General features: G+C 70.6%; 21 protein-coding genes. 12 read left to right on the top strand and 9 right to left on the bottom strand.

The features are described from left to right. The coding region (locus tag HQ603_RS10710; protein ID WP_222684540.1) for a ComEC/Rec2 family competence protein at positions 1 to 1,590 on the top strand (1,590 nt) is incomplete at its 5' end. Next, the gene (gene holA, locus HQ603_RS10715; RefSeq protein ID WP_308126458.1) at positions 1,544 to 2,521 is read left to right on the top strand and encodes a DNA polymerase III subunit delta; all 978 of its coding nucleotides are present in this window, start codon (positions 1,544 to 1,546) and stop codon (positions 2,519 to 2,521) included. The genes HQ603_RS10710 and holA, both read left to right, overlap by 47 nt. A gap of 99 nt (positions 2,522 to 2,620) precedes the next feature. Here holA and rpsT read toward each other — a convergent pair whose 3' ends face one another. Further along, the gene (gene rpsT, locus HQ603_RS10720) at positions 2,621 to 2,881 is read right to left on the bottom strand and encodes a 30S ribosomal protein S20 (protein WP_222684542.1); all 261 of its coding nucleotides are present in this window, start codon (positions 2,879 to 2,881) and stop codon (positions 2,621 to 2,623) included. A 485-nt stretch (positions 2,882 to 3,366) separates the two neighbouring features. Here rpsT and HQ603_RS10725 point away from each other — a divergent pair, with 485 nt between their 5' ends. From HQ603_RS10725 to HQ603_RS10735, 3 genes are read left to right on the top strand one after another with little or no spacing between them, the layout of a single operon-like run. Next, on the top strand, positions 3,367 to 4,902 hold the full coding sequence (locus HQ603_RS10725) for a circularly permuted type 2 ATP-grasp protein (RefSeq protein ID WP_261773692.1): 1,536 nt from the start codon (positions 3,367 to 3,369) through the stop codon (positions 4,900 to 4,902). Further along, a complete protein-coding gene (locus tag HQ603_RS10730; protein ID WP_222684543.1) occupies positions 4,902 to 5,873 on the top strand; it encodes an alpha-E domain-containing protein in 972 nt (323 codons plus the stop codon). Before HQ603_RS10725 ends, HQ603_RS10730 begins: the two co-directional genes overlap by 1 nt. Beyond that, positions 5,870 to 6,712 (top strand): transglutaminase family protein, encoded by an 843-nt coding sequence (locus HQ603_RS10735; RefSeq protein ID WP_222684544.1) that lies wholly within the window; start codon positions 5,870 to 5,872, stop codon positions 6,710 to 6,712. The genes HQ603_RS10730 and HQ603_RS10735 overlap by 4 nt, the downstream gene beginning before the upstream one ends. 6 nt (positions 6,713 to 6,718) lie before the next feature. On the opposite strand, the gene HQ603_RS10740 is transcribed toward HQ603_RS10735, so the two are convergent. Further along, on the bottom strand, positions 6,719 to 7,282 hold the full coding sequence (locus tag HQ603_RS10740; RefSeq protein ID WP_222684545.1) for a type II toxin-antitoxin system PemK/MazF family toxin: 564 nt from the start codon (positions 7,280 to 7,282) through the stop codon (positions 6,719 to 6,721). A gap of 221 nt (positions 7,283 to 7,503) precedes the next feature. Between HQ603_RS10740 and lepA the strand changes: the two genes are divergently transcribed. Next, complete coding sequence (gene lepA / locus HQ603_RS10745; RefSeq protein WP_222684620.1) at positions 7,504 to 9,345, top strand: translation elongation factor 4; 1,842 nt, start codon at positions 7,504 to 7,506, stop codon at positions 9,343 to 9,345. Between the two features lie 64 nt (positions 9,346 to 9,409). On the opposite strand, the gene HQ603_RS10750 is transcribed toward lepA, so the two are convergent. Both HQ603_RS10750 and HQ603_RS10755 read right to left on the bottom strand, forming a co-directional pair. After that, complete coding sequence (locus HQ603_RS10750) at positions 9,410 to 10,276, bottom strand: type IV toxin-antitoxin system AbiEi family antitoxin (RefSeq protein ID WP_222684546.1); 867 nt, start codon at positions 10,274 to 10,276, stop codon at positions 9,410 to 9,412. 184 nt (positions 10,277 to 10,460) lie between these two features. Beyond that, positions 10,461 to 12,446: a glycoside hydrolase family 15 protein gene (locus HQ603_RS10755; protein ID WP_308126467.1), complete on the bottom strand. Its 1,986-nt coding sequence runs from the start codon at positions 12,444 to 12,446 to the stop codon at positions 10,461 to 10,463. Between the two features lie 124 nt (positions 12,447 to 12,570). On the opposite strand from HQ603_RS10755, the gene HQ603_RS10760 reads away from it, so the two are divergent. The 6 genes from HQ603_RS10760 (at position 12,571) to HQ603_RS10780 (ending at position 16,935) form a co-directional block, all read left to right on the top strand. Continuing rightward, positions 12,571 to 12,795 carry a hypothetical protein gene (locus tag HQ603_RS10760; protein ID WP_222684548.1) on the top strand — a complete coding sequence of 75 codons (225 nt, stop codon included), beginning with the start codon at positions 12,571 to 12,573 and terminating at the stop codon, positions 12,793 to 12,795. A 149-nt stretch (positions 12,796 to 12,944) separates the two neighbouring features. Further along, entirely contained in the window at positions 12,945 to 13,034 is a 90-nt protein-coding gene (locus HQ603_RS19250; protein ID WP_346243059.1) for an Ms4533A family Cys-rich leader peptide, read from the top strand. A gap of 124 nt (positions 13,035 to 13,158) precedes the next feature. Beyond that, the gene (locus HQ603_RS10765; protein ID WP_222684549.1) at positions 13,159 to 14,178 is read left to right on the top strand and encodes a sulfate ABC transporter substrate-binding protein; all 1,020 of its coding nucleotides are present in this window, start codon (positions 13,159 to 13,161) and stop codon (positions 14,176 to 14,178) included. Between the two features lie 2 nt (positions 14,179 to 14,180). Then, positions 14,181 to 15,023, top strand: a complete 843-nt coding sequence (cysT, locus tag HQ603_RS10770; protein ID WP_222684550.1) for a sulfate ABC transporter permease subunit CysT — start codon at positions 14,181 to 14,183, stop codon at positions 15,021 to 15,023. After that, positions 15,020 to 15,823 carry a sulfate ABC transporter permease subunit CysW gene (cysW, locus tag HQ603_RS10775; RefSeq protein ID WP_222684551.1) on the top strand — a complete coding sequence of 268 codons (804 nt, stop codon included), beginning with the start codon at positions 15,020 to 15,022 and terminating at the stop codon, positions 15,821 to 15,823. The genes cysT and cysW overlap by 4 nt, the downstream gene beginning before the upstream one ends. Before the next feature lie 98 nt (positions 15,824 to 15,921). Further along, entirely contained in the window at positions 15,922 to 16,935 is a 1,014-nt protein-coding gene (locus HQ603_RS10780) for a sulfate/molybdate ABC transporter ATP-binding protein (protein ID WP_222684621.1), read from the top strand. Here the strand turns inward: HQ603_RS10780 and HQ603_RS10785 are convergent. The 5 genes from HQ603_RS10785 to HQ603_RS10805 form a co-directional block, all read right to left on the bottom strand. Further along, complete coding sequence (locus tag HQ603_RS10785; RefSeq protein WP_222684552.1) at positions 16,818 to 17,408, bottom strand: hypothetical protein; 591 nt, start codon at positions 17,406 to 17,408, stop codon at positions 16,818 to 16,820. The two genes, HQ603_RS10780 and HQ603_RS10785, sit on opposite strands and share 118 nt — an antisense overlap. A 74-nt stretch (positions 17,409 to 17,482) precedes the next feature. After that, complete coding sequence (locus HQ603_RS10790; RefSeq protein WP_222684553.1) at positions 17,483 to 19,198, bottom strand: sulfate adenylyltransferase subunit 1; 1,716 nt, start codon at positions 19,196 to 19,198, stop codon at positions 17,483 to 17,485. Beyond that, positions 19,198 to 20,130 carry a sulfate adenylyltransferase subunit CysD gene (gene cysD / locus HQ603_RS10795; RefSeq protein WP_068146939.1) on the bottom strand — a complete coding sequence of 311 codons (933 nt, stop codon included), beginning with the start codon at positions 20,128 to 20,130 and terminating at the stop codon, positions 19,198 to 19,200. The genes HQ603_RS10790 and cysD overlap by 1 nt, the downstream gene beginning before the upstream one ends. Then, the gene (locus tag HQ603_RS10800; protein ID WP_222684554.1) at positions 20,127 to 20,858 is read right to left on the bottom strand and encodes a phosphoadenylyl-sulfate reductase; all 732 of its coding nucleotides are present in this window, start codon (positions 20,856 to 20,858) and stop codon (positions 20,127 to 20,129) included. The genes cysD and HQ603_RS10800 overlap by 4 nt, the downstream gene beginning before the upstream one ends. A gap of 49 nt (positions 20,859 to 20,907) precedes the next feature. Beyond that, positions 20,908 to 22,626, bottom strand: coding sequence for a nitrite/sulfite reductase (locus HQ603_RS10805; protein WP_222684555.1), 1,719 nt, complete (start codon positions 22,624 to 22,626; stop codon positions 20,908 to 20,910). Positions 22,627 to 22,757: the final 131 nt, after the last annotated feature.

The following is a 22,757-nucleotide window of genomic DNA, read 5'->3' on the forward strand; positions in this document are numbered from 1 at the left end:
AGGCCCGAGCGGTCCCCCACCACGATGCCCGGCAGCAGGCCTGCGGCATCCGGTGGCAGTGCCGCGTCCGACGCCGCGTCCAGCGCGCTGCGCACGGCCGTGGCGGTCGGGTGCCTCGTTCTCGTGCTGGGGGGCGGGCTGTGGATTCGGCGCGCGGGCTCGCTGCGGGGGGTCGGGACGGTGGTGGTGGCCGCGCTCGTGGTGACCGCGGCGTTCGCGGGAGTGACGGCACTCCGGGTCGACGCCGTGGCGTCCGGGCCCGCCCGCGCCGCCGCCGAGGCCGGGCGGTTCGTCACCGTCGACGGTGTCGTCACCGAGGATCCGCGCCGACTCGACTCGGTCGGTGGGGATCTCGTCGTCCTGACGGTGCGCGCGAGTCGGCTGGCGTCGGGCCGCGACGCCGTGGTGGGGCCGACGACCCTGACGGTGTTCGCCGCCGCGTCCGACTGGACGGGGGTGCCGTTCGGGACACCGGTGACGTTCCGCGCTCGCCTGGCCGTGCCGGACCGACCGGGCCTCGTCGCCGTGGTGGCGCGACCGACCGGTCCGCCGACCGTCGGGCCGGCGCCCTGGTGGGGCCGCGCCGCCACGGCCGTGCGCAGCGCGCTGGACGCGGCGTCGGACGCGGCACTGCCACCGGATGCCGCAGGCCTGCTGCCGGGCATCGTGGTGGGGGACCGCTCGGGCCTCCTGCCGGAGGTCGAGGAGGATTTCACCGAGGCCGGGATGTCGCATCTGACGGCGGTGTCTGGCGCCAACTTCGCGTTCTTCGTGGGTGCGGTGGTGCTGCTGGCGCGGGCGTGCACGCTGGGTCCGCGGGCGACGGTGCTGCTGGCCGGGCTCGCGCTGGTGGCGTTCGTGGTGATCGCCCGTCCGTCGCCGAGCGTGCTGCGGGCGGCGGTCATGGGAGTGCTCGGCCTGCTCGCGCTGCTGACGGGACGTCGTCGCCACGCGATGCCGGCGCTCGCCACCGCCGTGATCGTGCTGCTGGCGGTGGACCCCGCGCTGGCGGTGTCGTGGGGGTTCGCGTTGTCGGTCACGGCGACCGCGGCGCTGGTGCTGCTGGCACCCGTTCTCCTGCGCTGGTGGGTCGGCGACCCCGACTCCCCGGACGGTCGGCCGACGCGGTCACCGGTGCGGGGCGCCGTCGTGGTCGCGGTCGCCGCCCATCTGGTGACCGCTCCGCTCGTCGCGGCCATGGCGGGCCGAACGAGCCTCTACGCGGTGCCGGCGAACCTGCTCGCGGCACCCGTGGTCGGACCGATCACGGTGGTGGGCGCGGCGGCGGCCCTGCTGGCCGTGATCGACGTCGACGTCGGCGCCCTGGTGGCGGGGGTGACGCGGCTTCCCCTCACCTGGCTCGTCACGGTGGCACGGGTCGGTGCATCCGCCCCCGGCGCGGTGATTCCCACGTCCGACGGGACCGTCGGGGCGCTGGTGGTGGGTGCGGCCGCCGTCGGTGCGATCGCCGTGTGGTGGTGGCTCCGGCGTCGGCAGGATGCGCGGGGTCGGGGCTGTCGGTCGCCCGTGGCACGATCGTCCGGTGACCGCAGCGACCCGCCCCGAGCCCCTTCATCTCGTCCTGGGTGACGAGGAACTGCTCGTCGAGCGGGCGGTCTCGTCCATCGTGTCGGCCTTGCGGCGGTCGGCCGGAGAGGCCGCGGACGTGCCCGTCGACACCATCCGGGCGGGTGACACCACCACGGCCGAGCTGGCCGAACTGCTCAGCCCGTCGCTGTTCGCCGAGGACCGGGCCGTGATCTTCGAGGCCGCGGCCGAGGCGGGCAAGGACGCCGTCACGCTGGTGCAGGACGCGGCGTCGTCGCCCGTGGACGGGGTGGTGCTGATCGTGCTGCATTCCGGTGGGGGACGGGCGAAGTCGATGGTCGGCGTGCTGCAGAAGGCGGGCGCCGTGGTGCACGAGTGCGCCAAGCTCACCAAGGCGTCGGACCGCGTCGACTTCGTCCGCGGGGAGTTCCGCCGTCACGACGTGCGAGTGGCGCCGGACGCGATCGCGGCCCTGGTCGACGCCGTCGGTTCGGATCTGCGCGAGCTCGCCGCCGCCTGTTCGCAGCTGGTGTCGGACACCGGCGGCAAGGTCGACGTGGCCGCCGTGAAGCGGTACTACTCGGGCCGCGCGGAGGTCACCGGCTTCGACATCGCGGACAAGGCGGTGGCGGGGGAGAAGGCCGCGGCGCTCGAGGCGCTGCGCTGGGCCATGCTGGGCGGCGCCCCGCACGTGTTGCTCGCCGATGCGTTGGCCGACGCCGTGCACACGGTCGCGCGGGTGGGCTCCGCCGGCCGCGGCGACCCGTTCCGCCTGGCACCGGAACTCGGCATGCCGCCGTGGAAGGTGAAGAAGGCCCAGGCGCAGGCACGGCACTGGGACCCGGAACGTATCGCGGCCGCGCTGCAGGTGGTGGCCACCCTGAACGCGGACGTCAAGGGCCAGGCCGCCGATGCGGACTACGCGGTCGAGCGCGCGGTGAGCGTCGTCGCCGGACTGGCCGGAGCTCGGTAGAACGCACGACACCCCGGTCGCCCAGAGGCAACCGGGGTGATCGGCGTGGCACGACCGCGGCGCGTCACTCCCCGCGCGGGGAGCGGACCGTGGTGTGGATCAGAGCTTGTTGAACGCCAGGGACAGCGCCGACTTCTTGTTGGCGGCCTGGTTCTTGTGGATGACGCCCTTGCTGGCCGCCTTGTCGAGCTGACGGCTGGTCGACTGCAGCAGGGTCTCGGCCTTGGTCTTGTCGCCGGCCGCAGCGGCCTCGCGGAACGACCGCACGGCGGTGCGCAGCGACGACTTCACCGACTGGTTGCGCAGACGCTGACGCTCGTTGGTCGCAATGCGCTTCACCTGGGACTTGATGTTGGCCACGCTGGAATATCCTTCGCTTCTTCTCGGTCCGGGACGGCTGGCTCCGGGGAACAACTCCGGCCGTGACGTGCTGTGCTCGTGCTAAGCATGCGGCGGGCACCAATGACGTGCCCACGCCCGACGATCGAGACTACCAGCGGCGGCGCGGAGAACCCAATCCGTCGGGGCGTGTGGCCACCGAGACGGCTGTGACGGAGGGCAATCATCGTGTCCCCCGTGCCGGGACACACTTCTCGAGGCACCATGACGCCATGAGCCCACGGTCCACCGCGACGGACAAACCGGCGAAGTCCGCGCAGAAGGCGGCGCAGTCGCCGAAATCGGCGCAGTCCACGCAGTCGCCGCAGTCGCCGAAGCCGGCGCAGTCGTCACAGTCGCAGAAGACGGCCACGCGGTCGTCCCGGTCGACCGCGCGCACGTCGACGACGGACGGGGTGTTCGGCGGGTACAGCGACGTGGGTCGCTACGGGCTCGCGTTCGACGAGATGTTCGATGGTGACGGCGGTCTGCGCGGGCCGTACAAGGGCATCCACAAGGCGTTGGCTCCGTCGGACGTCGCGGAACTCGAGGCCCGCTCGGACGCGCTGGGCCGCGCCTTCGTCGACCAGGGCATCACGTTCTCGCTGTCCGGGCAGGAACGGCCGTTCCCGTTGGACCTGGTACCCCGTGTCATCGCCGCGGCGGAGTGGAACAAGCTCGAGCGCGGCATCACCCAGCGGGTCAAGGCGCTCGAGATGTTCCTCGCGGACATCTACGGCGACCAGGAGATCCTGCGTGACGGTGTGGTGCCCAAGCGGCTGGTGACCTCGTGCGAGCACTTCCACCGCGAGGCGTTCGGCATCGTGCCGCCCAACGGCGTGCGCATCCACGTCGCCGGTATCGACCTGGTGCGCGACGCCGAGGGCACGTTCCGGGTGCTGGAGGACAACCTCCGCTCGCCGTCGGGCGTCAGCTACGTGATGGAGAACCGCCGCACCATGGCGCGGGTCTTCCCGGACCTGTTCGCGAGCCACCGCGTCCGCGCGGTGGGTGACTACGCGACCCACCTGCTCCGCGCCCTGCGCGCGGCGGCGGCGATCAACGAGGCCGATCCGACCGTCGTCGTCCTGACTCCCGGCGTCGCCAATTCCGCGTACTTCGAGCACTCGCTGCTCGCCCGGTTGATGGGCGTCGAGCTCGTCGAGGGTCGCGACCTGTTCTGCCGCGACAACGTCGTCTACATGCGCACCACGGAGGGCGAGCGGCAGGTCGACGTCATCTACCGACGGATCGACGACGACTACCTGGACCCGATGCAGTTCCGGCCCGACTCGGTGCTGGGGGTGGCCGGGCTGGTCAACGCCGCGCGCGCCGGCAACGTCGTCATCTCGAGTGCGGTGGGCAACGGCGTCGGCGACGACAAGCTGACCTACACCTACGTGCCGACCATCATCGAGTACTACCTGGGCGAGAAGCCGCTGCTGGCGAACGTCGACACCTATCGCTGCTGGCTGCCCGAGGAGTGCGAGGAAGTGCTCGACCGGGTGAACGAGCTGGTCATCAAGCCGGTCGAGGGCTCGGGTGGGTACGGCATCGTCTTCGGTCCCGACGCCACTGCGAAGGAACTCAACACGATCACGCGCAAGATCAAGGCCGACCCGCGCGGGTGGATCGCGCAACCGGTGGTGCAGCTGTCGACGGTGCCCACCAAGATCGGCGATCAGCTGGCGCCGCGGCACGTCGACCTGCGTCCGTTCGCGGTGAACGACGGCGACGACGTCTGGGTGCTGCCGGGCGGTCTGACCCGCGTCGCGCTGCCCGAGGGTTCGCTGGTGGTCAACTCCAGCCAGGGCGGCGGCAGCAAGGACACCTGGGTGCTGGCGAGCCGGACCTCGTCGGAAGAGCGGGAACTCGGCGGGCAGGAGATCGTGAGCGAGCCGCCGTCGTCACCGACCGCGCCGCAGGGACCCGAGCTGACGTCGTCGCAGATCCAGCAGCAACAGCAGGCGCGCATCGCCGACACCGGAACGGGGGCCGAGTGATGTTGGCACGCAACGCGGAATCGCTGTACTGGATCGGGCGCTACGTCGAGCGCGCGGACGACACCGCCCGCATTCTCGACGTCACGGTGCACCAGCTGCTCGAGGACGCCACCGTCGATCCCGACCACGCGTCGCGAGTGCTGTTGCGCGTCCTCGGGTTCGAGCTTCCCGCCGAGCGGCTCGACGTCTGGTCGTTGACGGAACTGGTCGCGTTCTCCCGGAACGGCACGGGGTCCATCGTCGACTCGCTGTCGAGCGCCCGCGAGAACGCGCGCGGCGCACGGGAAGTCACGTCCAGCGAGATGTGGGAGTGTCTGAACACCACGTACAACGCCCTGAACGATCGCATCCGCGCGTCGAAGCGACTCGGGCCGCACGAGTTCTTCAGCTTCATCGAGGAGCGGGCCGCGATGTTCGCCGGTCTGGCGGACTCCACGCTCAGCCGCGACGACGGCTACCGCTTCCTCCTGCTGGGGAGGTCCGTCGAACGGGTCGACATGACCGTGCGGCTCCTGCTGGCGCGGGCCGGCGACCGGCCGTCGTCGCCGGCGTGGGTCACGGTGCTGCGGTCGGCCGGAGCGCACGACACCTACCTGCGGACCTATCGGGGCGCCCTGGACGCGCAGCGGGTGCTGGAGTTCATGGTGCTCGACCGACTGTTCCCGCGCTCGATCTTCTACGCGCTCAGCCAGGCCGAGGCGTCGCTCGACGAGCTCGACCACCGCCCGGACAGCCGCGTGGGGTCGACCGCGGAGGCGCAGCGATTGCTCGGCCGGGCGCGGAGCGAACTCGAGTTCCTGCAACCGGGAGCGTTGCTCGAGGACCTGCAGGATCGTCTGATGGCGCTGCAGGCCGTGTGCAGCGAGGTGGGTGACGCGATCTCCACGCAGTACTTCCACGCAGCGCCCTGGGTGGCGTGGACGGATGCCGGAGCGCGAACGGACGTCGCGCAGGTGGAGGGAGAGCTGTGAGCTGGCGACTGCGCGTGGTGCACACCACGGGCTACAACTACGACGCGCCGGTGACGTCGTCGTACAACGAGGCGCGGTTGACCCCTCGGAGCGACAATCGGCAGAACGTCATCCTGAACCGCGTCGAAACGGATCCGGCGACGCGCTCCTACCGCTACACGGACTACTGGGGCACCGCGGTCACGGCGTTCGACCTCCACGCCCCGCACACGTCGCTCGAGGTGGTGGGCTCCTCGGTGGTCGAGACCGACGCCTTCACCCCGCCCGCCGAACCGTCGGAGTGGGGAGACCTCCACGCGGACGCGGTGACCGACCGGTTCGACGAGCTGCTCGGCACCAGCACCTACGTGCCCGCCAACCGCCAGTTGGCGTCCGTCGCGAAGAAATTGGCCAAGGACCGCACGCCCTACGAGGCGGTGACCGCCGTCGCCGAGTGGGTGCACGCCGAGATGGCCTACGTGCCGGGAACCACCGGCGTGCACACCTCCGCCGTCGAGGCGTACGCGGAGAAGAAGGGCGTCTGCCAGGACTACGCCCACCTGACCCTGCTGATGCTCCGGAGCGTCGGTATCCCGGCGCGCTACGTGTCCGGCTACCTGCATCCCACGGCCGACGCGGTGGTAGGGGAGTCCGTCGAGGGACAGTCCCACGCGTGGGTGGAGGCCTGGACCGGATCGTGGTGGGGCTACGACCCCACCAACGCCGTGCCGGTGCGCGAACAACACGTGTCCGTGGGCATCGGCCGCGACTACGCCGACGTGCCGCCGCTCAAGGGCATCTTCTCCGGGGGCGGTTCCACGGAGTTGGACGTGGTCGTGGAGATCACCCGGCTCGCCTGACCGGAGTCAGTGCCAGGAGAAGTCCGACTTCAACCGGGCCGCGACGGTGTCGAACTTCTCGCGCGGGAAGATCGCACCCTCGCGGCGGATGCCGGCCTCGGGCACGTCGAGCACGCGGTCCAGACGCAGCCAGCTGGGTCGGCCCTGCCCGTCCCAGGGGCCGGAGCCGACGGCGAGCCAGTCACGGTCGCCGTCGTGGTTCTTGCTCGAGAGCATGAGGCCGAGCAGCGTCCCGCCGTCTCGACCGACGACGAGGACCGGCCGGTCCTTGCCCTGCGACGGGTCCTCCTCGTAGGCGACCCACGTCCAGACGATCTCGCCGGGATCGGCGGCGCCGTCGAGAGCGGGCGCGTACTCGATTCGCCGCGCCCGTGCCGCCGTGGGGGCCGACGTGGTGGTCACCGGTCGCCCGGACGGAGCAGCGGGCGTCGACGTGCCCGCGCGTCGTGCGGCGATCTGCTCCTGCACGCGATCGAGTGCGCCGGACCGCTGCAACTGACGGAACAGGCGCGGCCCCTCCGCGACGGCGAGGCGGCCCAGCTTCTTCCCGATCTGTCCCAGCGTTGGCATGGGATTCAGATTACCGAGTCCCTCGGTGGTGACTCTCCCGTGCGCGGTGGGATGCGGACCCTCACCTCGAATGATCGTGGCCGTCGCGCTGATCGTGCCGGCCCGGGTCGGCTCGCGGCGGGCATCGGTGACCACCGACGTCCGCCGCGGGGCGTACTGCGGATATTCTGGGCAGTGCGCCGTCCGCCACCTGCGGATCACGCTCGTCTTAGGAGTTTCCCATCGCCAGTTTCGCCGACACGACGTTCACGGATCCCGCCCGCATCCGTAACTTCTGCATCATCGCCCACATCGACCACGGCAAGTCGACGTTGGCGGACCGGATGCTGCAGCTCACGGGCGTGATCGACGACCGGTCCATGCGTGCCCAGTACCTCGACCGCATGGACATCGAGCGCGAACGCGGCATCACCATCAAGGCGCAGAACGTGCGTCTGCCGTGGAAGGTGGGCGACACCGAGCACGTGCTGCACCTCATCGACACGCCCGGCCACGTCGACTTCACGTACGAGGTCTCGCGTGCGCTCGAGGCGTGCGAGGGTGCGGTTCTGCTGGTCGACGCCGCGCAGGGCATCGAGGCGCAGACCCTGGCCAACCTGTACCTGGCGCTGGACAAGGACCTGGAGATCATCCCGGTCCTCAACAAGATCGACCTGCCCGCCGCCGACCCGGACCGCTACGCCGCCGAGATCGCGCACATCGTCGGCTGCGAGGCCGACGACGTGCTGCGCGTCTCCGGCAAGACCGGCGAGGGCGTCGAGGCGCTGCTCGACCGCGTCGTCCAGCGCGTGCCCGCCCCGGTGGGCGACGCCGACGGACCGGCCCGCGCCATGATCTTCGACTCCGTCTACGACACGTACCGCGGCGTCGTCACCTACGTGCGCGTCGTCGACGGCCGCGTGGTGCCCCGCGAGAAGGTCAAGATGATGTCGACGGGGTCGACGCACGAGCTGCTCGAGGTGGGCATCGTCTCGCCCGAGCCGAAGGCGACGACGGGCCTCGGCGTCGGTGAGGTGGGCTACCTCATCACGGGCGTCAAGGACGTGCGCATGTCGAAGGTCGGTGACACCGTCACCACCGCCCGGCACGGCGCGACCGACCCGCTGACCGGGTACCGCGAACCGCGTCCGATGGTCTACTCCGGGCTCTACCCGGTGGACGGGTCCGACTACCCCAACCTGCGGGACGCGCTGGACAAGCTGCAGCTCAACGACGCCGCCCTGACCTACGAGCCCGAGACGTCGGTGGCGCTCGGCTTCGGCTTCCGCTGCGGCTTCCTGGGTCTGCTGCACATGGAGATCACGCGTGAGCGGCTCGAGCGCGAGTTCGGTCTCGACCTGATCTCCACCTCGCCCAACGTGGTCTACCGCGTGGAGCTCGAGGACGGCAGCGAGCACGTCGTCACCAATCCGTCGTACTGGCCGGAAGGCAAGGCGCGCAACATCTTCGAGCCGATCGTCAAGTGCACGATCATCTCGCCCAGTGAGTTCATCGGGTCGATCATGGAGCTCTGCCAGAGCCGCCGCGGTGAGCTCGGCGGCATGGACTACCTGTCCGAGACCCGCGTCGAGATGAGGTACACGATGCCGATGGCGGAGATCATCTTCGACTTCTTCGACTCGCTGAAGTCCCGCACCCGCGGCTACGCCTCGCTCGACTACGAGGAGTCCGGCGAGCAGGCCGCGGCCCTGGTCAAGGTGGACATCCTGCTGCAGGGCGAGGCCGTCGACGCGTTCAGTGCCATCGTGCACAAGGATGCCGCCGGGGCCTACGGCAACAAGATGACCGGCAAGCTCAAGGACCTCATTCCGCGCCAGCAGTTCGAGGTGCCCATCCAGGCGGCCATCGGGTCGAAGATCATCTCCCGCGAGAACATCCGCGCCATCCGCAAGGACGTGCTGGCCAAGTGCTACGGCGGCGACATCAGCCGCAAGCGCAAGCTGCTCGAGAAGCAGAAGGAGGGCAAGAAGCGCATGAAGACCATCGGTCGCGTGGACGTCCCCCAGGAAGCGTTCGTGGCCGCGCTGTCCTCGGACGCGGCGTCGGACAAGCCGAAGAAGTAATTCAGCTTCCCGCGGGCGGTTCCTGCGTGTGCGGGTGGTGCACCGTCCGTGAAGGCGGGAGGGGTCAGCGGGAAGGCCGGAGGGCTTTGAGGAGCAAGGCGTGCAGGCGCTCGGGGTGCAGCAGGTCCGGCCAGGTCCAACGGACCACGTGAATGCCGAGGCGCCGTAGCTCGTCCTCCCGGATCTTCTCCTGGACCACGGTCAGGCCGCCGCTCTCGTACTTCACGGCACCGTCGAACTCGCCGACGACGCGTCCGTCCCAGTCGAAGTCGGTGCGGGCCACGAACCGTCCGTGCTCGTCGTGGAACGTGTGTTGCAGCCGGGGCTCCGGAATGTCGGGCCAGCCGAGGATCAGGGCGCGGGAGAACGACTCGCCGAGGCTCTCGGTGAGCGGACTGGCCCGCGTCAGCGCGCGGCGTGCGAGCTCGATCCCGTGGCGGCGACCCATCCGCTCGAGAACACCCGGTACGTCCTCGGCGCCGAGCCGGAGCGCCGACTCGACAGCGCACAGTCCGTGCACGGCCGGTCGGACACACGCGAGGTCCAGGGCGGTGCGGGCCGGCGTGGTCACGCGGACGCCGTCGACCACGGTCACGTCGACCTCGGACAACGGCACCCGGTGTTCGACCGTCGCCGCCGTGGTCTTCCCGCCGCCACGGCCGTCGACGGTGACGTGCACCCGATCGCGGCGGGGACCGAGCACCGGCAGGCGCAGTAGTGCGGCCGCGCTGTCGTGGCTGGCGACGGCCCGTGCGCGGCCGGTCATCGCGGCGTGGACCGCGAGGCGGTAGCGGTCCGCCGCGGACGCGCTGCGCCAGAGTTCGCCGTCGGTGTAGCTGCCGCGCCGCACCCGCGCCAGCGAGCCGTCGCGGACGAGTCCGTGCAGCTGCCGATCGGTGTGGTCGCCGGTGCGGCGGTGGTAGAGGGTCACGGCACGATCTTCGCCTGCGCTGGGACCCGGTCGGGCCGTCGAGCCGCGGTTGTCCACAGTCGCCGGCGCTGTCCCCACCCGTTCCCGCGGGCGGTTCCGACGTTCACGGACGGTGCACCGTCCGTGAACGTCGGAGGGGTCAGCGGGAAGGCCGGAGGCCGGTCGGAAACGGCGGGAAGGCCGGCTAGGAGTGGCCGTGGGCGGGTTGGAACTGCCCCGACTGCGCGGCCTCCTCGGCGCGGATGACGTGCACGACGGCGTTGATGAGGGCGAGGTGGGTGAAGGCCTGCGGGAAGTTGCCCAGGTGGCGGCCGCTGGAGGCGTCGATCTCCTCGGCGTAGAGCTTCAGCGGGCTCGCGTAGCCCAGCAGCCGCTCGCACAGACGCTTGGCGCGGGGGAGTTCTCCGATCTCGACCAACGCCGAGACCAGCCAGAACGAGCAGATGGTGAAGGTGCCTTCCTCGCCGGACAGGCCGTCGTCGGTGGTGTCGACGCGGTAACGCAGGACCAGTCCGTCCTGGGTGAGTTCGTCGGCGATGGCGAGGACGGTCTTGCGGACCCGCTCGTCGTCGGCGGGGAGGAACCGCAGCAGCACGACGAGGAGCAGCGACGCGTCCAGCGAGTCGTCGCCGTAGCGCTGGGTGAAGACGCCGCGGTCGTCGATGCCGTGCTCGAGGATGTCGGCCTTGATCTCGTCGGCGACGGCGGTCCATTCCTCGGCGTAGGCCCGTTCCCCGTGCAGGAGAGCGAGTTTCGCGCCGCGGTCGAGGGCGACCCAGCACATGACCTTCGACGACGTGAAGTGCTGGGGTTCGCCCCGGACCTCCCAGATGCCGCGGTCGGGTTCGCGCCAGTGCTTCTTCGCCTCCTCGACCTGACGTTTCAGCAGTGGCCACAGCGACTCGGGCACGTGCTCGCGTGAGCGCACGTGCAGGTACACCGAGTCGAGCATGGTGCCCCAGATGTCGTGTTGGCGTTGGTTGTACGCGCCGTTGCCGATGCGGACGGGGGTGGCGCCGTCGTATCCCGAGAGGTGGTGGAGTTCCTCCTCCTCCAGGGTGCGCTCGCCGCCGATGCCGTACATCACCTGCAGCGGAACGGGTTCGCCGTCGGCGTTGCCGGTGACGTCGGAGATGAAGGAGAAGAAGTCGTTCGCCTCTCGGTCGAGGCCGAGTGTGTAGAGCCCCCACAGCGCGAAGGTGGAGTCGCGGACCCACGCGTAGCGGTAATCCCAGTTGCGCGCGCCGCCGGGCGTTTCCGGCAGCGAGGTGGTGCTGGCGGCCAGCAGCGCGCCGGTCGGGGCGTACGCCAGGCCCTTGAGGGTGAGTGCGCTGCGCTGGAGGAAGCCGCGCCACGGGTGGTCCGGGAAGCGGCCGATGGTGATCCACTGTCGCCAGCACTCCGCGGTCTGCCACATCTTGTCGGCGGCCTCGTCGAAGGTGCGCGGCGGCTCGAGCGTCGACCAGGACAGCGCCACGAACACGTTGTCCCCCTCGCTCATCCGGGTCCGCGCGCGTGCCTCACGGCCCTCGATCCCGATGCGCAGATTCGACGTCAGCTTGAGGATCGGCTGATCGCTGTCCTCCGGCCGGGCGGTGGCGGTGGCCTCCTCGTAGACGTCGCCGGTGTACTCCCAGACGGTCTGCTTGCGGTGGTAGTCGAAGGCGGGCTCGCAGCTCATCTCGAGTTCGACCGTGCCGCTCACGCATTTGACGCTGCGCAGCAGGCAGTGCTCGGCGTCCCAGTCCGACGGCGCACGCTTGTGGGTGCGTGACCGTTCCTCGGTGTTGTGCCACGGGCCCATCAGCAACGCGTCCCGGACGATCAGCCACCCCGTCTCGGTCTGCCAGGTGGTCTCGACGATCAGGCCCCCCGGCAGGTAGCGACGGGCGGCGGGCACGTTCTGGCCGTAGGGCCCGATCCGGAAGTGCCCCGCCCCGCGGTCCAGGATCGCCCCGAACACACTGGGGGAGTCCGGCCGTGGCACACACATCCACTCGACCGATCCGTTGCGGGCGATCAGACACGTCGTCTCGCAGTCGGAGAGGAAGGCGTAGTCGTCGATCGGGGGGAACGCCGACCGGTGCGGCGCCCACCCCGCCGTGGTCTGCGGGACCGCGTCGAGCGCGCCGCCCTCGTCGCCGCCGTCCGGACTCGCCGGGCCGAACACCGCCTCCCCGGCCGTCGCGACGCGCGGAACGGCGGACTGTTCGTCGAACGGGCTCATCAGCACATCATCGGTGCGAGGGGGCCGGGCGTCCAGAAGACGCGCAGGGCGGGGCTAGGCTCGAGTCATGAACGCGGTGGCCTCGTGGTGGGACGGAGTGGAGCTCTGGATCGCCGGCCTTCCGTTCGTTCCGCAGGTCGCCGTGGTGTTGGCGGTGGTGGTGCCGGCTGCCGCGGTGGTCGCCGTCGTCGCGGACGTGGTCCTGTCGGCGCTCTTCGACGCGCGCCGCCGCCTCGTCGGCAAGGACCGCCCCAGTACCCCCGTGCCGGTTTCCGCCGAGAGTCGAGAGTGAGAAGCGTGCCCCGCTCCCGTGTGACATTGACGTTGATCGTGCTGGTGCTGCTCGTCGTGGTGGCGTGGTTCCTGACGCGGTAGGAGCGCGCCGTGGCCTGTGTCACGTCGACCGCGGCGGTGTCGGGCCTCTCTGCTAGATTTCCGGCTGTGTTCGACGCCGCGCCCGCACCGATCCGCCACGAGTTGGCGCTGATCGCTGTCGGCATGCTCGCCGTCGCCGACGTCGACTGTCGCTGACACCATTCGCGCTCGGCCCGTCGTGGCCCCCGCGCGTTCACCGGTCGATCCGCTTCCCTCCCCGTCACATCGCACGGGCGCGCCGTGCGGCGCGCCGACCGTGTCGCTCCCGAGAGGCCCTTCCGTGTTCCGATCTCGTCGCGTCCGTCTGTTCACCGTCTCCGCCGCCGTGGCGGCCCTCACGCTCACCGCCTGCTCCTCCGGTTCGTCCGACACGGTGGGCGAATCCGCCGCCACCACCTCCGGACCGTCGTTGACCCTCGTCGGCTACGCCGTCCCGAAGAACGGGTGGGATGCCATCGGAGAAGCGTTCCGCGCCACCGAGTCCGGCGAGAACGTCACCATCAACGCCGACTACGGCGCGTCGGGCAATCAGTCGCGCAAGGTCGCCGACGGCGCCCCCGCCGACATCGTCAACTTCTCCGTCGAGCCCGACGTCACCCGGCTGGTCAAGGCGGGCAAGGTGAGCGAGGACTGGAACGCCGGTGCGACGCGCGGCGTGCCGTTCGGATCGGTCGTCTCGATGGTCGTGCGGCCGGGCAACCCCAAGAACATCCGTACCTGGCAGGACCTGATCCGGCCCGACGTGCAGGTCATCAGTCCCAGCCCGCTGAGCTCCGGCTCGGCCAAGTGGAACCTGCTCGCGCCCTACGCGGCGGTCAGCAACGGTGGGCAGGACCGTCAGGCGGGACTCGACTACATCACGCAACTCGTCGAGCGGTTCCCCGTGCAGCCGGACTCGGGCCGCTCGGCCTCGGAGGCGTTCCTGCAGGGTCAGGGTGACGTGCTGCTGAGCTACGAGAACGAGGCACTCCTCCTCGAGAGCCAGGGTCAGGCCGTCGAGCACTTCGTGCCCGAGCAGACGTTCCGCATCGACAACCCCGTCGCCGTCGTCGAGGGCAGCAGCAACCTCGAGCAGGCCAACGCCCTCAACGAGTTCCTGTACACCGAGGAGGGACAGCGCATCTGGGGCGAGTCCGGCTTCCGGCCCGTCGACCCCGGCGTCGCCGCGGAATTCGCCGACGAGTTCCCGACGCCCGCCACGCTGTACACCATCGACCAGCTCGGGGGATGGGCCGCCGTCGACGCCGACCTGTTCGGCGACAACGGCGCCATCAACGCGATCTACAAGGCCTCGAACTGACGATGAGCACCATCGAGCCGTCGACGACGACACGACCCACGCGCAGGCCGGCCTCCGGCCTGCCTGGCGGCAGCCTCACCCTGGGCACCGTCCTGCTCTGGCTCTCCGTCATCGTTCTGCTCCCGTTGGCGGCGGTGCTCAGCCGGTCGCTGTCCGACGGGCCGGGTGCGTTCCTGGACGCGGTGACCGACCCTCGTGCCCTGGCGACCCTGCGGGTCACGGTGCAGGTGTCGGTCGCCGCGACGGTGGTCAACGTCGTGATGGGAACGCTCATCGCCTGGGTGCTCGTCCGCGACGACTTCCCCGGAAAGAGCATCGTCAACGCCCTCATCGACCTGCCGTTCGCGCTGCCGACCATCGTGGCGTCGCTGGTGCTGCTGTCCCTGTACGGGCCGATGAGCCCGGTCGGCATCACGCTGAACGCCACCAAGTGGGGCGTGATCGTGGCCCTCGCGTTCGTCACCCTGCCCTTCGTGGTGCGGGCGGTGCAGCCGGTGCTGATCGAACTGGACCGGGAGGTGGAGGAGGCCGCGGCGTCGCTCGGCGCGAGCAACCTCGTGATCTTCCGGCGGGTCGTGCTTCCCGTGCTGCTGCCGTCGGTGCTCTCGGGGGCGGGGCTGGCGTTCTCCCGTGCGCTCGGGGAGTTCGGCTCGGTGGTGCTCATCGGCGGCAACATCCCCGGCGACACGCAGATCGCCTCGCAGCTCATCCGCGAGCAGATCGAGACGGATCAACCCGTGGACGCGGCCGCCATCTCCGTGGTGCTGCTCGCCGTCGCGTTCGTGGTGCTCTTCGTGCTGCGCGTGTCCGGTAACCGGCTCGCCCGACGGGAGGCGACGCGATGAAGCTCGCCACCGGAACGCGACTCGGACTGCGGACCGTCGCCCTGCTCTACCTCGGCATCCTCGTCGTCTTTCCGCTCGCCGCGATTCTCTACCGCACGTTCGAGAACGGCGTCGTCGCGTTCTTCCAGTTGATCACCACGCCCGCGGCGCAGTCGGCGCTGCAGCTGTCGCTGCTCATCGTGGCGATCGTCGTGCCGCTCAACGTCGTGTTCGGCATCGTCACCGCGCTCGCCCTGGCCCGCGGCAACTTCCGCGGCAAGGGGCTCCTGCACGCCGTGGTGGATCTGCCGTTCGCGGTGTCGCCGGTCATCGTCGGTGTCGCCCTCATCCTGCTGTGGGGCGCGGGCGGCTGGTTCGGGGCGCTGGCGGGCTGGGGCATCACGATCATCTTCGCGCTCCCGGGCATGGTGCTCGCCACGATCTTCGTGACCCTGCCGTTCGTCGTCCGCGAGGTGGAGCCGGTCCTGCACGAGATCGGGCAGGAGCAGGAAGAGGCCGCCGCCACACTCGGCGCGACGTCGTGGCAGACGTTCTGGCGCATCACCCTGCCGGCCATCCGGTGGGGCCTGACCTACGGCGTGGTGCTCACGGTGGCCCGCGCCCTCGGCGAGTTCGGCGCCGTCATCATCGTCTCGACCAACCTCCCCGGCATCTCGCAGACGTTGACCCTGCTGGTCAACGCCCGTTACGAGGACTTCAACCAGGCCGGCGCCTACGCCGCGTCGACCCTGCTGATGGCCGTCGCCGTCGTCGTCCTGCTGCTGATGACGGTCCTGGACCGGAAGCGAACCAAGGAGTGAGCACCGTGAGCACAGACTCGGCAGCGCCGATCCCGGAGAACACGGCCACCGCGGCGTCCCCGGCCTCTGCGGCCGCCCCGCCTTCCCCGGCCCTCGAGATCTCCGTTCGAGGCGCCCGCAAGCAGTACGGGGACTTCGTCGCGCTCGACGACGTCTCCCTGGACATCCCGTCCGGCTCGCTGACGGCGCTCCTCGGCCCGTCGGGGTCCGGCAAGTCGACGCTGCTGCGCTCGATCGCCGGGCTCGAGGAACTCGACGGCGGCGCGGTGCTGATCGCCGGCGACGACGTGACCCGCGTCAGTCCGCAGAAGCGCGACATCGGGTTCGTCTTCCAGCACTACGCCGCGTTCAAGCACCTCACCGTGCGCAAGAACGTCGCCTTCGGTCTGGAGATCCGCAAACGCCCGAAGTCCGAGATCGACGACCGGGTCGACCAACTGCTCGACATCGTCGGTCTGACGGGCTTCCAGACACGCTTCCCGGCGCAGCTGTCGGGCGGCCAGCGCCAGCGGATGGCGCTCGCCCGCGCGCTGGCCGTCGATCCGCGGGTGTTGCTGCTCGACGAGCCCTTCGGCGCCCTCGACGCCAAGGTTCGCGCCGATCTGCGGACGTGGCTACGCCGCCTGCACGACGACGTCCATGTCACGACGGTCCTGGTCACCCACGATCAACAGGAAGCCCTCGACGTCGCCGACCGCATCGCCGTGATGAACGCGGGCCGCATCGAGCAGGTCGGCACCCCGCGCGATCTGTACGACCGCCCGGCCAACGACTTCGTGATGTCCTTCCTCGGGGACGTCTCCCGCGTGAACGGCCAGATGGTGCGGCCGCACGACATCCGGGTCGGTCGGACCCCGGATCTCGCGCGGGCCCAGGCGGAAGGCACCGCCGAGAGCGCCGGAGTGTTGCGCGCCACGGTCGAACGCGTCGTCCACCTGGGCTTCGAGGTGCGCGTGGAGCTGCGCAACGCCGCGACGGGTGAGCTGTTCTTCGCTCAGATCACTCGCGGCGACAACGAGGCGCTGGGTCTGACCAGTGGGGAGACGGTGTACGTGCGCGCGACCCGCGTCCCTACCATCGCCGGTTCCACCGGCAGCACGGAACCCGCCTGACCACTCAGGTCGATCGCCGGTCCCACGATCGGGGCGGTGCCGGCGGTGCCGGTGGTGCCGGCGGTGGAGACGAGCGCCAGGACGTCGCCGGCGCGGACGTCGGCCGCCAGGTCCACGGCCGGGCACAGGCACACCCCGGCGGTGCAGAGGCGCATCGGAACCGCGCGGGCGAGGGCGTGGCGGGAAGCGATGCGCGCACGGGTGGGTCGCGCGCCGCTGGGCGTGCCGGTGGTGACGACCCGGAGCAGGCCGTGGTCGTGCTCGACGTCCGTCACGCGGACCACCGCGACGACGGCACCGGACACCGTCGTGACGACGACGGCATCACCCGCGCGATCGCAGAGGTCCGTCAGGAGGTGGTCGCCGTCCGACCCGCGGGCGACGAGCGCACCGTGTCGGTAGTGGACGTCGGTGGGCCACCGGCGATCCGCGGTGTCCGACAGAAGCGAGGGGAGCGTCTCACGCAAGGTCACTCCCCGAGACTGCCCGCCCGGTGGGCCCGACCGTCACCGCACTGACGCGGTCCTGACGGCCGGGCCCCGCATCCTTATGCGGGCGGCAGAGCCGCGATCGCGGCGTCGGTGTCGGCGACCTCGTGGCGCGCGATCCCCGCGGCGTCGATCTCCGCGCGCACCGCGTCGAGCACGCCCGCGTCGGCCGCGCCCACGGGCACGACGGCGACCACCCCGGCGTCCGCCACGAGGCGGGCGACGCGAGCGAGGTGCACGGCGGCGGAGCGGTCGTCCGGGGGCAGATCGAGTGCGCCGCGCAGGGCCGCCCCGTCGAGGACGTACGCATTGCGGCCACGCGAGGTCAGGGCGTCCTCGACGGCCACGGAGACGGCGACGGCGTCGACCGGATCGACCACCAGCAGCACGGCGCCGCGCTGGCCCGTGCGGGCGGCACGATCGTCCGCGGTCAGCACGGACGGGGTCCACGCACCCGAGTCGTCGCGTCCGGCGCTGTCCCGCGCACCCTCGACGATGCCGGCCGCGACCGTGTCGTTGGTGTGCTCGTCGACCAGGATGAACGCGCCGGCATCGCGGTTGTCGACGTAGTCGTCGGTGACCACCACGGCGCTGGTCCGCAGGGTCACGCGCGCGATGTCGTTGAGCGACAACGCAGTCGGGCTCGGGGACTCGTCGAGGGTCTCCGGGTCGAGGCGCGAGTGGATGCGCTGCACCGTGGCCCGCACCGTGGTGGTGGTGTGCTTGAGGGCGACGCGGTCGCCGACGGTGACGGGCTGCTCGCCGAGCCAACAGACCGTGGCGTCGATCTCGCGAGCGAGCACGGGCAGGTGGGCGCCGTCGCGTCCGCTGACCAGCACGTCGCCGCGCGCCACGTCGATGTCGTCGGCCAGTTCGACCGAGACGCTGAGCGGCGCGACCGCCACGTCACGGTCCGCGTCGAGGGTGTCGAGGGCGGTGACGACGCTGCGCGATCCCGAGGGGAGCGCGACGACGGGGTCACCCACCTGCAGGGTGCCGGCGGACAGGCGGCCGGTGTAGCGGCGGCGCTCGCCGGCCGTGGGCCGCGAGACCCACTGCACAGGCAGGCGCAGCTCGGTGGCCACCGGCGCCGGCGCCACCAGGTCGATGCCCTCGAGATGCTCGAGCAGGGTCGGCCCGTCGTACCAGGGCATCGCCGCCGAGCGGTGGACGACGTTGTCGCCCGGCTTCGCGGCGATGGGGATGACCAGGATCTCGGTACCCAGACGGGCGCCGAGAGCGACCAGTTCCGCCTCGACGGCACGGAAGCGGGACTCGTCGTAGTCGACGATGTCCATCTTGTTCACCGTGGCCACGAGCCGGTCCACGCCGACGAGCGTCGCGATGCGGGCGTGGCGCCGGGTCTGGCGGAGCACTCCCGCGCGGGCGTCGACCAGCAGGATGGCGACGTTGGCGTTGGAGGCGCCGGTGAACATGTTGCGGGTGTACCGCTCGTGGCCCGGCGTGTCCGCGAGGACGTAGCTGCGGGTGGGCGTGGAGAAGAAGCGGTACGCGACATCGATGGTGATGCCCTGTTCCCGCTCCGCGCGCAGGCCGTCCGACAGCGCGGCGAGGTCGGCGACCCCGTCGTCGTCCGTGACGGACTCGAGGTGATCGAGCGGGAGGCTGTCGGTGTCGTGCAGCAACCGACCGATCAGCGTGGACTTGCCGTCGTCGACGGAGCCCGCGGTGGCGATGCGCAGCAGCTGACGGGGCGCGACGGCGCCGGAGTCGGGGGAGGCGTCGGCACCGGGCCGGACGTCGGTGACGGTCATCAGAAGTACCCCTCGCGTTTGCGATCTTCCATGGCGGCGCTGGACGTGCGGTCGTCGGCGCGGGTCTCCCCGCGCTCGGAGACGGTGGCGGCGGAGATCTCCCGGATCACGCCGGCGATGTCGGTGGCCTGCGACCGCACGGCGCCGGTGATGGTCAGGTCGCCCACCGTGCGGTAGCGCACGGTCTCGACGCGAGCCTGCTCGTGCTCGGTGGGGGAGGTGAACTCCGAGGTGGCGAGCAGGATGCCGTCGCGCTCGAAGACCTCGCGCTCGTGCGCGAAGTAGATGGACGGCAGTTCCAACTGCTCGAGCTCGATGTAGCGCCAGATGTCGAGTTCGGTCCAGTTGCTCAGCGGGAACACCCGCACCTGCTCGCCGCGCTTGATGCGGCCGTTGTAGAGCGACCACGGTTCCGGCCGCTGGGCGCGGGGGTCCCACTGGCCGAACTCGTCGCGGAAACTCAGGACGCGTTCCTTGGCACGAGCGCGCTCCTCGTCGCGGCGGGCGCCACCGAACGCGGCGTCGAACTTGTTGGCTTCCAACGCATCCAGCAACGTGCGGGTCTGCAGGCGGTTGCGCGAGCCGCTGGGACCGCCCACCTCGCGCACACGCCCGGAGTCGATGGACTCCTGCACCGACGCGACCACCAGACGATGGCCGGCCTCGGCGAGCCGCCGGTCGCGGAACTCGATGACCTCCGGGAAGTTGTGGCCCGTGTCGACGTGCATGACCGGGAACGGCACCGGCGACGGCCGGAACGCCTTCTCCGCCAGGCGGAGCAGCACGATCGAATCCTTGCCGGCCGAGAAGAGCAGCACGGGGCGTTCGAGCTCGGCGACGACCTCGCGGATGATGTGGACGGACTCCGCTTCGAGAGCGCGGAGCTCGTCGACGTGGGTGACGTCGACGACCCGTTCGGCTGCCGCGGTCATCGCGTTCCTTCCTCGGTGGAGTGCAGGCCGCACTCGGTCTTGGTGCTTCCCGCCCAGCGGCCGCTGCGTGGGTCCGCGCCCGGCGCGGGCTTGGCGGTGCACGGCGCGCACCCGATGGACGGGTAGCCCTCCGCCACCAGGGGATTGACGAGAATGCCGTGGCGGTCGACGTAGTCCTGCATGTCGTCGTCCGACCACGCCGCGATGGGGTTGATCTTGACCAGACCGAACGCCTCGTCGAAGGACACCAGCGGCGCGTTGGCGCGCGTGGGCGCCTCGACCCGCCGGATTCCGGTGACCCAGGCGCTGTAGTTGGCCAGCTCGCGCTTCAGGGGCACCACCTTGCGCAGTGCGCAGCAGCGGGCCGGGTCGCGCGCGAAGAGGTCCTTGCCCTCGAGACGGTCCTGCTCGGCGACCGACACGGTGGTGGCCGCGTCGATCACGTTGACGCCGTAGACCTGCTCGACCGCGTCACGGGTCCCGATGGTCTCGGGGAAGTGGTAGCCGGTCTCGAGGAACAGCACGTCCACGCCGGGATGGATCTGCGCGGCGAGGTGCACCAGCACCGCGTCCTGCATGTTGGAGGCGACGATGTAGTCGTCGCCGAACGTGTCCTCGGTCCACCGGAGCAGATCCTCGGCCGAGGCGTCGACCAGATCGCGGGCGCCGCGCTCGGCGATCTCCCGGAGTTGCTGCTCGGACAGATGGCGGTGCGTGGCCACGCTCATGACACACCCTTTCGCGAGGAGGTGGTGGAGTGGTGCATCCCGACGCGCGTCACTGCAGATCCGCGTCGTCCGCGCGCACGGCCCACTGGGCGAAGCGCTCGCCCTCCGTGCGGTGCTTGACGAAATTGCGCACCACCCGATCGATGTAGTCGCCGAGCTCGGCGCTGGTGACCTTGTGCTGCCGCAACTTTCGGCCGAACGCGCTGTCGAAGCCGAGGCTGCCGCCGAGGTGGACCTGGAACCCCTCCACCTGTCCGCCCTGCCCGTCGTCGACCAGCTGGCCCTTGAACCCGATGTCGGCGACCTGCGAGCGCGCGCAGCTGTTGGGGCAGCCGTTGATGTTCACGGTGATCGGCACGTCGAGCTGCGCGTTGATGTCCGCCAGCCGCTCCTCGAGCTCCGGCACCAGCACCTGCGACCGCTTCCGGGTCTCGGCGAAGGAGAGTTTGCAGAACTCGATTCCACTGCACGCCATCAGGTTTCGGCGCCACGCGGACGGTCGCGCGGGCAGTCCCAGCGCGTCCATCTCGGCGATGAACTGCTCGAGCTTCTCGTCGGCGATGTCGAGGACGATCAGTTTCTGGTACGGGGTGAACCGCATGCGGTCCGAGCCCGCGCGCTCGGCGGCGTCCGCCACCTTCTGCAGCACGGTGCCGGAGACACGACCGGCGATCGGGGCGAGCCCCACCGCGTTGAGCCCGTTCTTCAGCTTCTGCACACCGACGTGGTCGACGGGGCGCGTCGGCTTCTCCGGCGCAGGCCCGTCGAGCAGGGGCCGCTTCAGGTACTCGGTCTCGAGAACCTCCCGGAACTTCTCGACGCCCCAGTCCTTGACCAGGAACTTCAGCCGCGCCTTGTTGCGCAGGCGGCGGTAGCCGTAGTCACGGAAGATCGAGACCACGCCCTCCCACACGTCGGGCACCTCGTCGAGCGGCACCCACACGCCGAGCCGCTGCGCCAGCATGGGGTTGGTGGACAGCCCGCCGCCGACCCAGAGGTCGAGGCCCGGGCCGTGCTCGGGGTGGTTCACGCCGATGAACGCGACGTCGTTCACCTCGTGCACCACGTCCTGCTGACCGGAGATGGCGGTCTTGAACTTGCGCGGCAGGTTCGAGTACTCGGGCTTGCCGATGTAGCGCTCGACGATCGCGTCGATGGCCGGGGTGGGATCGAGCACCTCGTCGAGCGACTCGCCGGCGAGGGGGGAGCCCAGCACGACACGGGGGCAGTCGCCGCACGCCTCGGTGGTCTTCAATCCGACCGCCTCGATGCGACGCCAGATCTCGGGCACGTCCTCGACGCGGATCCAGTGGTACTGGACGTTCTCGCGATCGGAGAGATCGGCGGTGTCGCGGCCGAACTCCGTGGAGATCTCGCCGAGGGTGCGCAGCTGCTGTGCGGTGAGGGCGCCCGCGTCGCAGCGGATGCGCATCATGAAGTACTTCGCCTCGAGGAGGTCGATGTTCTCGTCGCCGGTGAACGTGCCGTCGTACCCCTGCTCGCGCTGGGTGTAGAGGCCCCACCAGCGGAACCGGCCGCGCAGGTCGCTCTTGTCGATGCTGTCGAAGCCCTGCTTGGAGTAGATGTTCTCGATGCGGGCCCGCACGTTGAGCGGGTTGTCGTCCTTCTTGTTCTGCTCGTTGGGGTTCAGCGGCTCCCGGTAGCCCAGTGCCCACTGTCCCTCGGACCGGCGCTTGGCCGGCCGCGGCGACCGCGCACGGGGTGCGGGAGGTTGGGGTGCGGGAGGTGCAGTCTCAGGTGTCGTCACGAAGTTCGCGCTCCAGAAATCTCGGGGCGCGGGCGGGAGCGAGAGGGTCCGGGCAGGTCCGCACACCTCGTCCCCGACCGGCCGGGAATGTGCGGGCTGGCGGGAAGGTCAGACGATGGGCCCCAGACAGC

The organism is Rhodococcoides corynebacterioides (assembly GCF_019834675.1).
GTDB lineage: Bacteria > Actinomycetota > Actinomycetes > Mycobacteriales > Mycobacteriaceae > Rhodococcoides > Rhodococcoides corynebacterioides_A.

Coding starts and splice junctions, on each gene's coding strand:
- HQ603_RS10725 (WP_261773692.1), top strand. CDS start 3,367: ATGTTCGATGGTGACGGCGGTCTGCGCGGGCCGTACAAGGGCATCCAC.
- HQ603_RS10730 (WP_222684543.1), top strand. CDS start 4,902: ATGTTGGCACGCAACGCGGAATCGCTGTACTGGATCGGGCGCTACGTC.
- HQ603_RS10740 (WP_222684545.1), bottom strand. CDS start 7,282: ATGCCAACGCTGGGACAGATCGGGAAGAAGCTGGGCCGCCTCGCCGTC.
- HQ603_RS10760 (WP_222684548.1), top strand. CDS start 12,571: ATGAACGCGGTGGCCTCGTGGTGGGACGGAGTGGAGCTCTGGATCGCC.
- cysT (WP_222684550.1), top strand. CDS start 14,181: ATGAGCACCATCGAGCCGTCGACGACGACACGACCCACGCGCAGGCCG.
- cysW (WP_222684551.1), top strand. CDS start 15,020: ATGAAGCTCGCCACCGGAACGCGACTCGGACTGCGGACCGTCGCCCTG.
- HQ603_RS10790 (WP_222684553.1), bottom strand. CDS start 19,198: ATGACCGTCACCGACGTCCGGCCCGGTGCCGACGCCTCCCCCGACTCC.
- cysD (WP_068146939.1), bottom strand. CDS start 20,130: ATGACCGCGGCAGCCGAACGGGTCGTCGACGTCACCCACGTCGACGAG.
- HQ603_RS10800 (WP_222684554.1), bottom strand. CDS start 20,858: ATGAGCGTGGCCACGCACCGCCATCTGTCCGAGCAGCAACTCCGGGAG.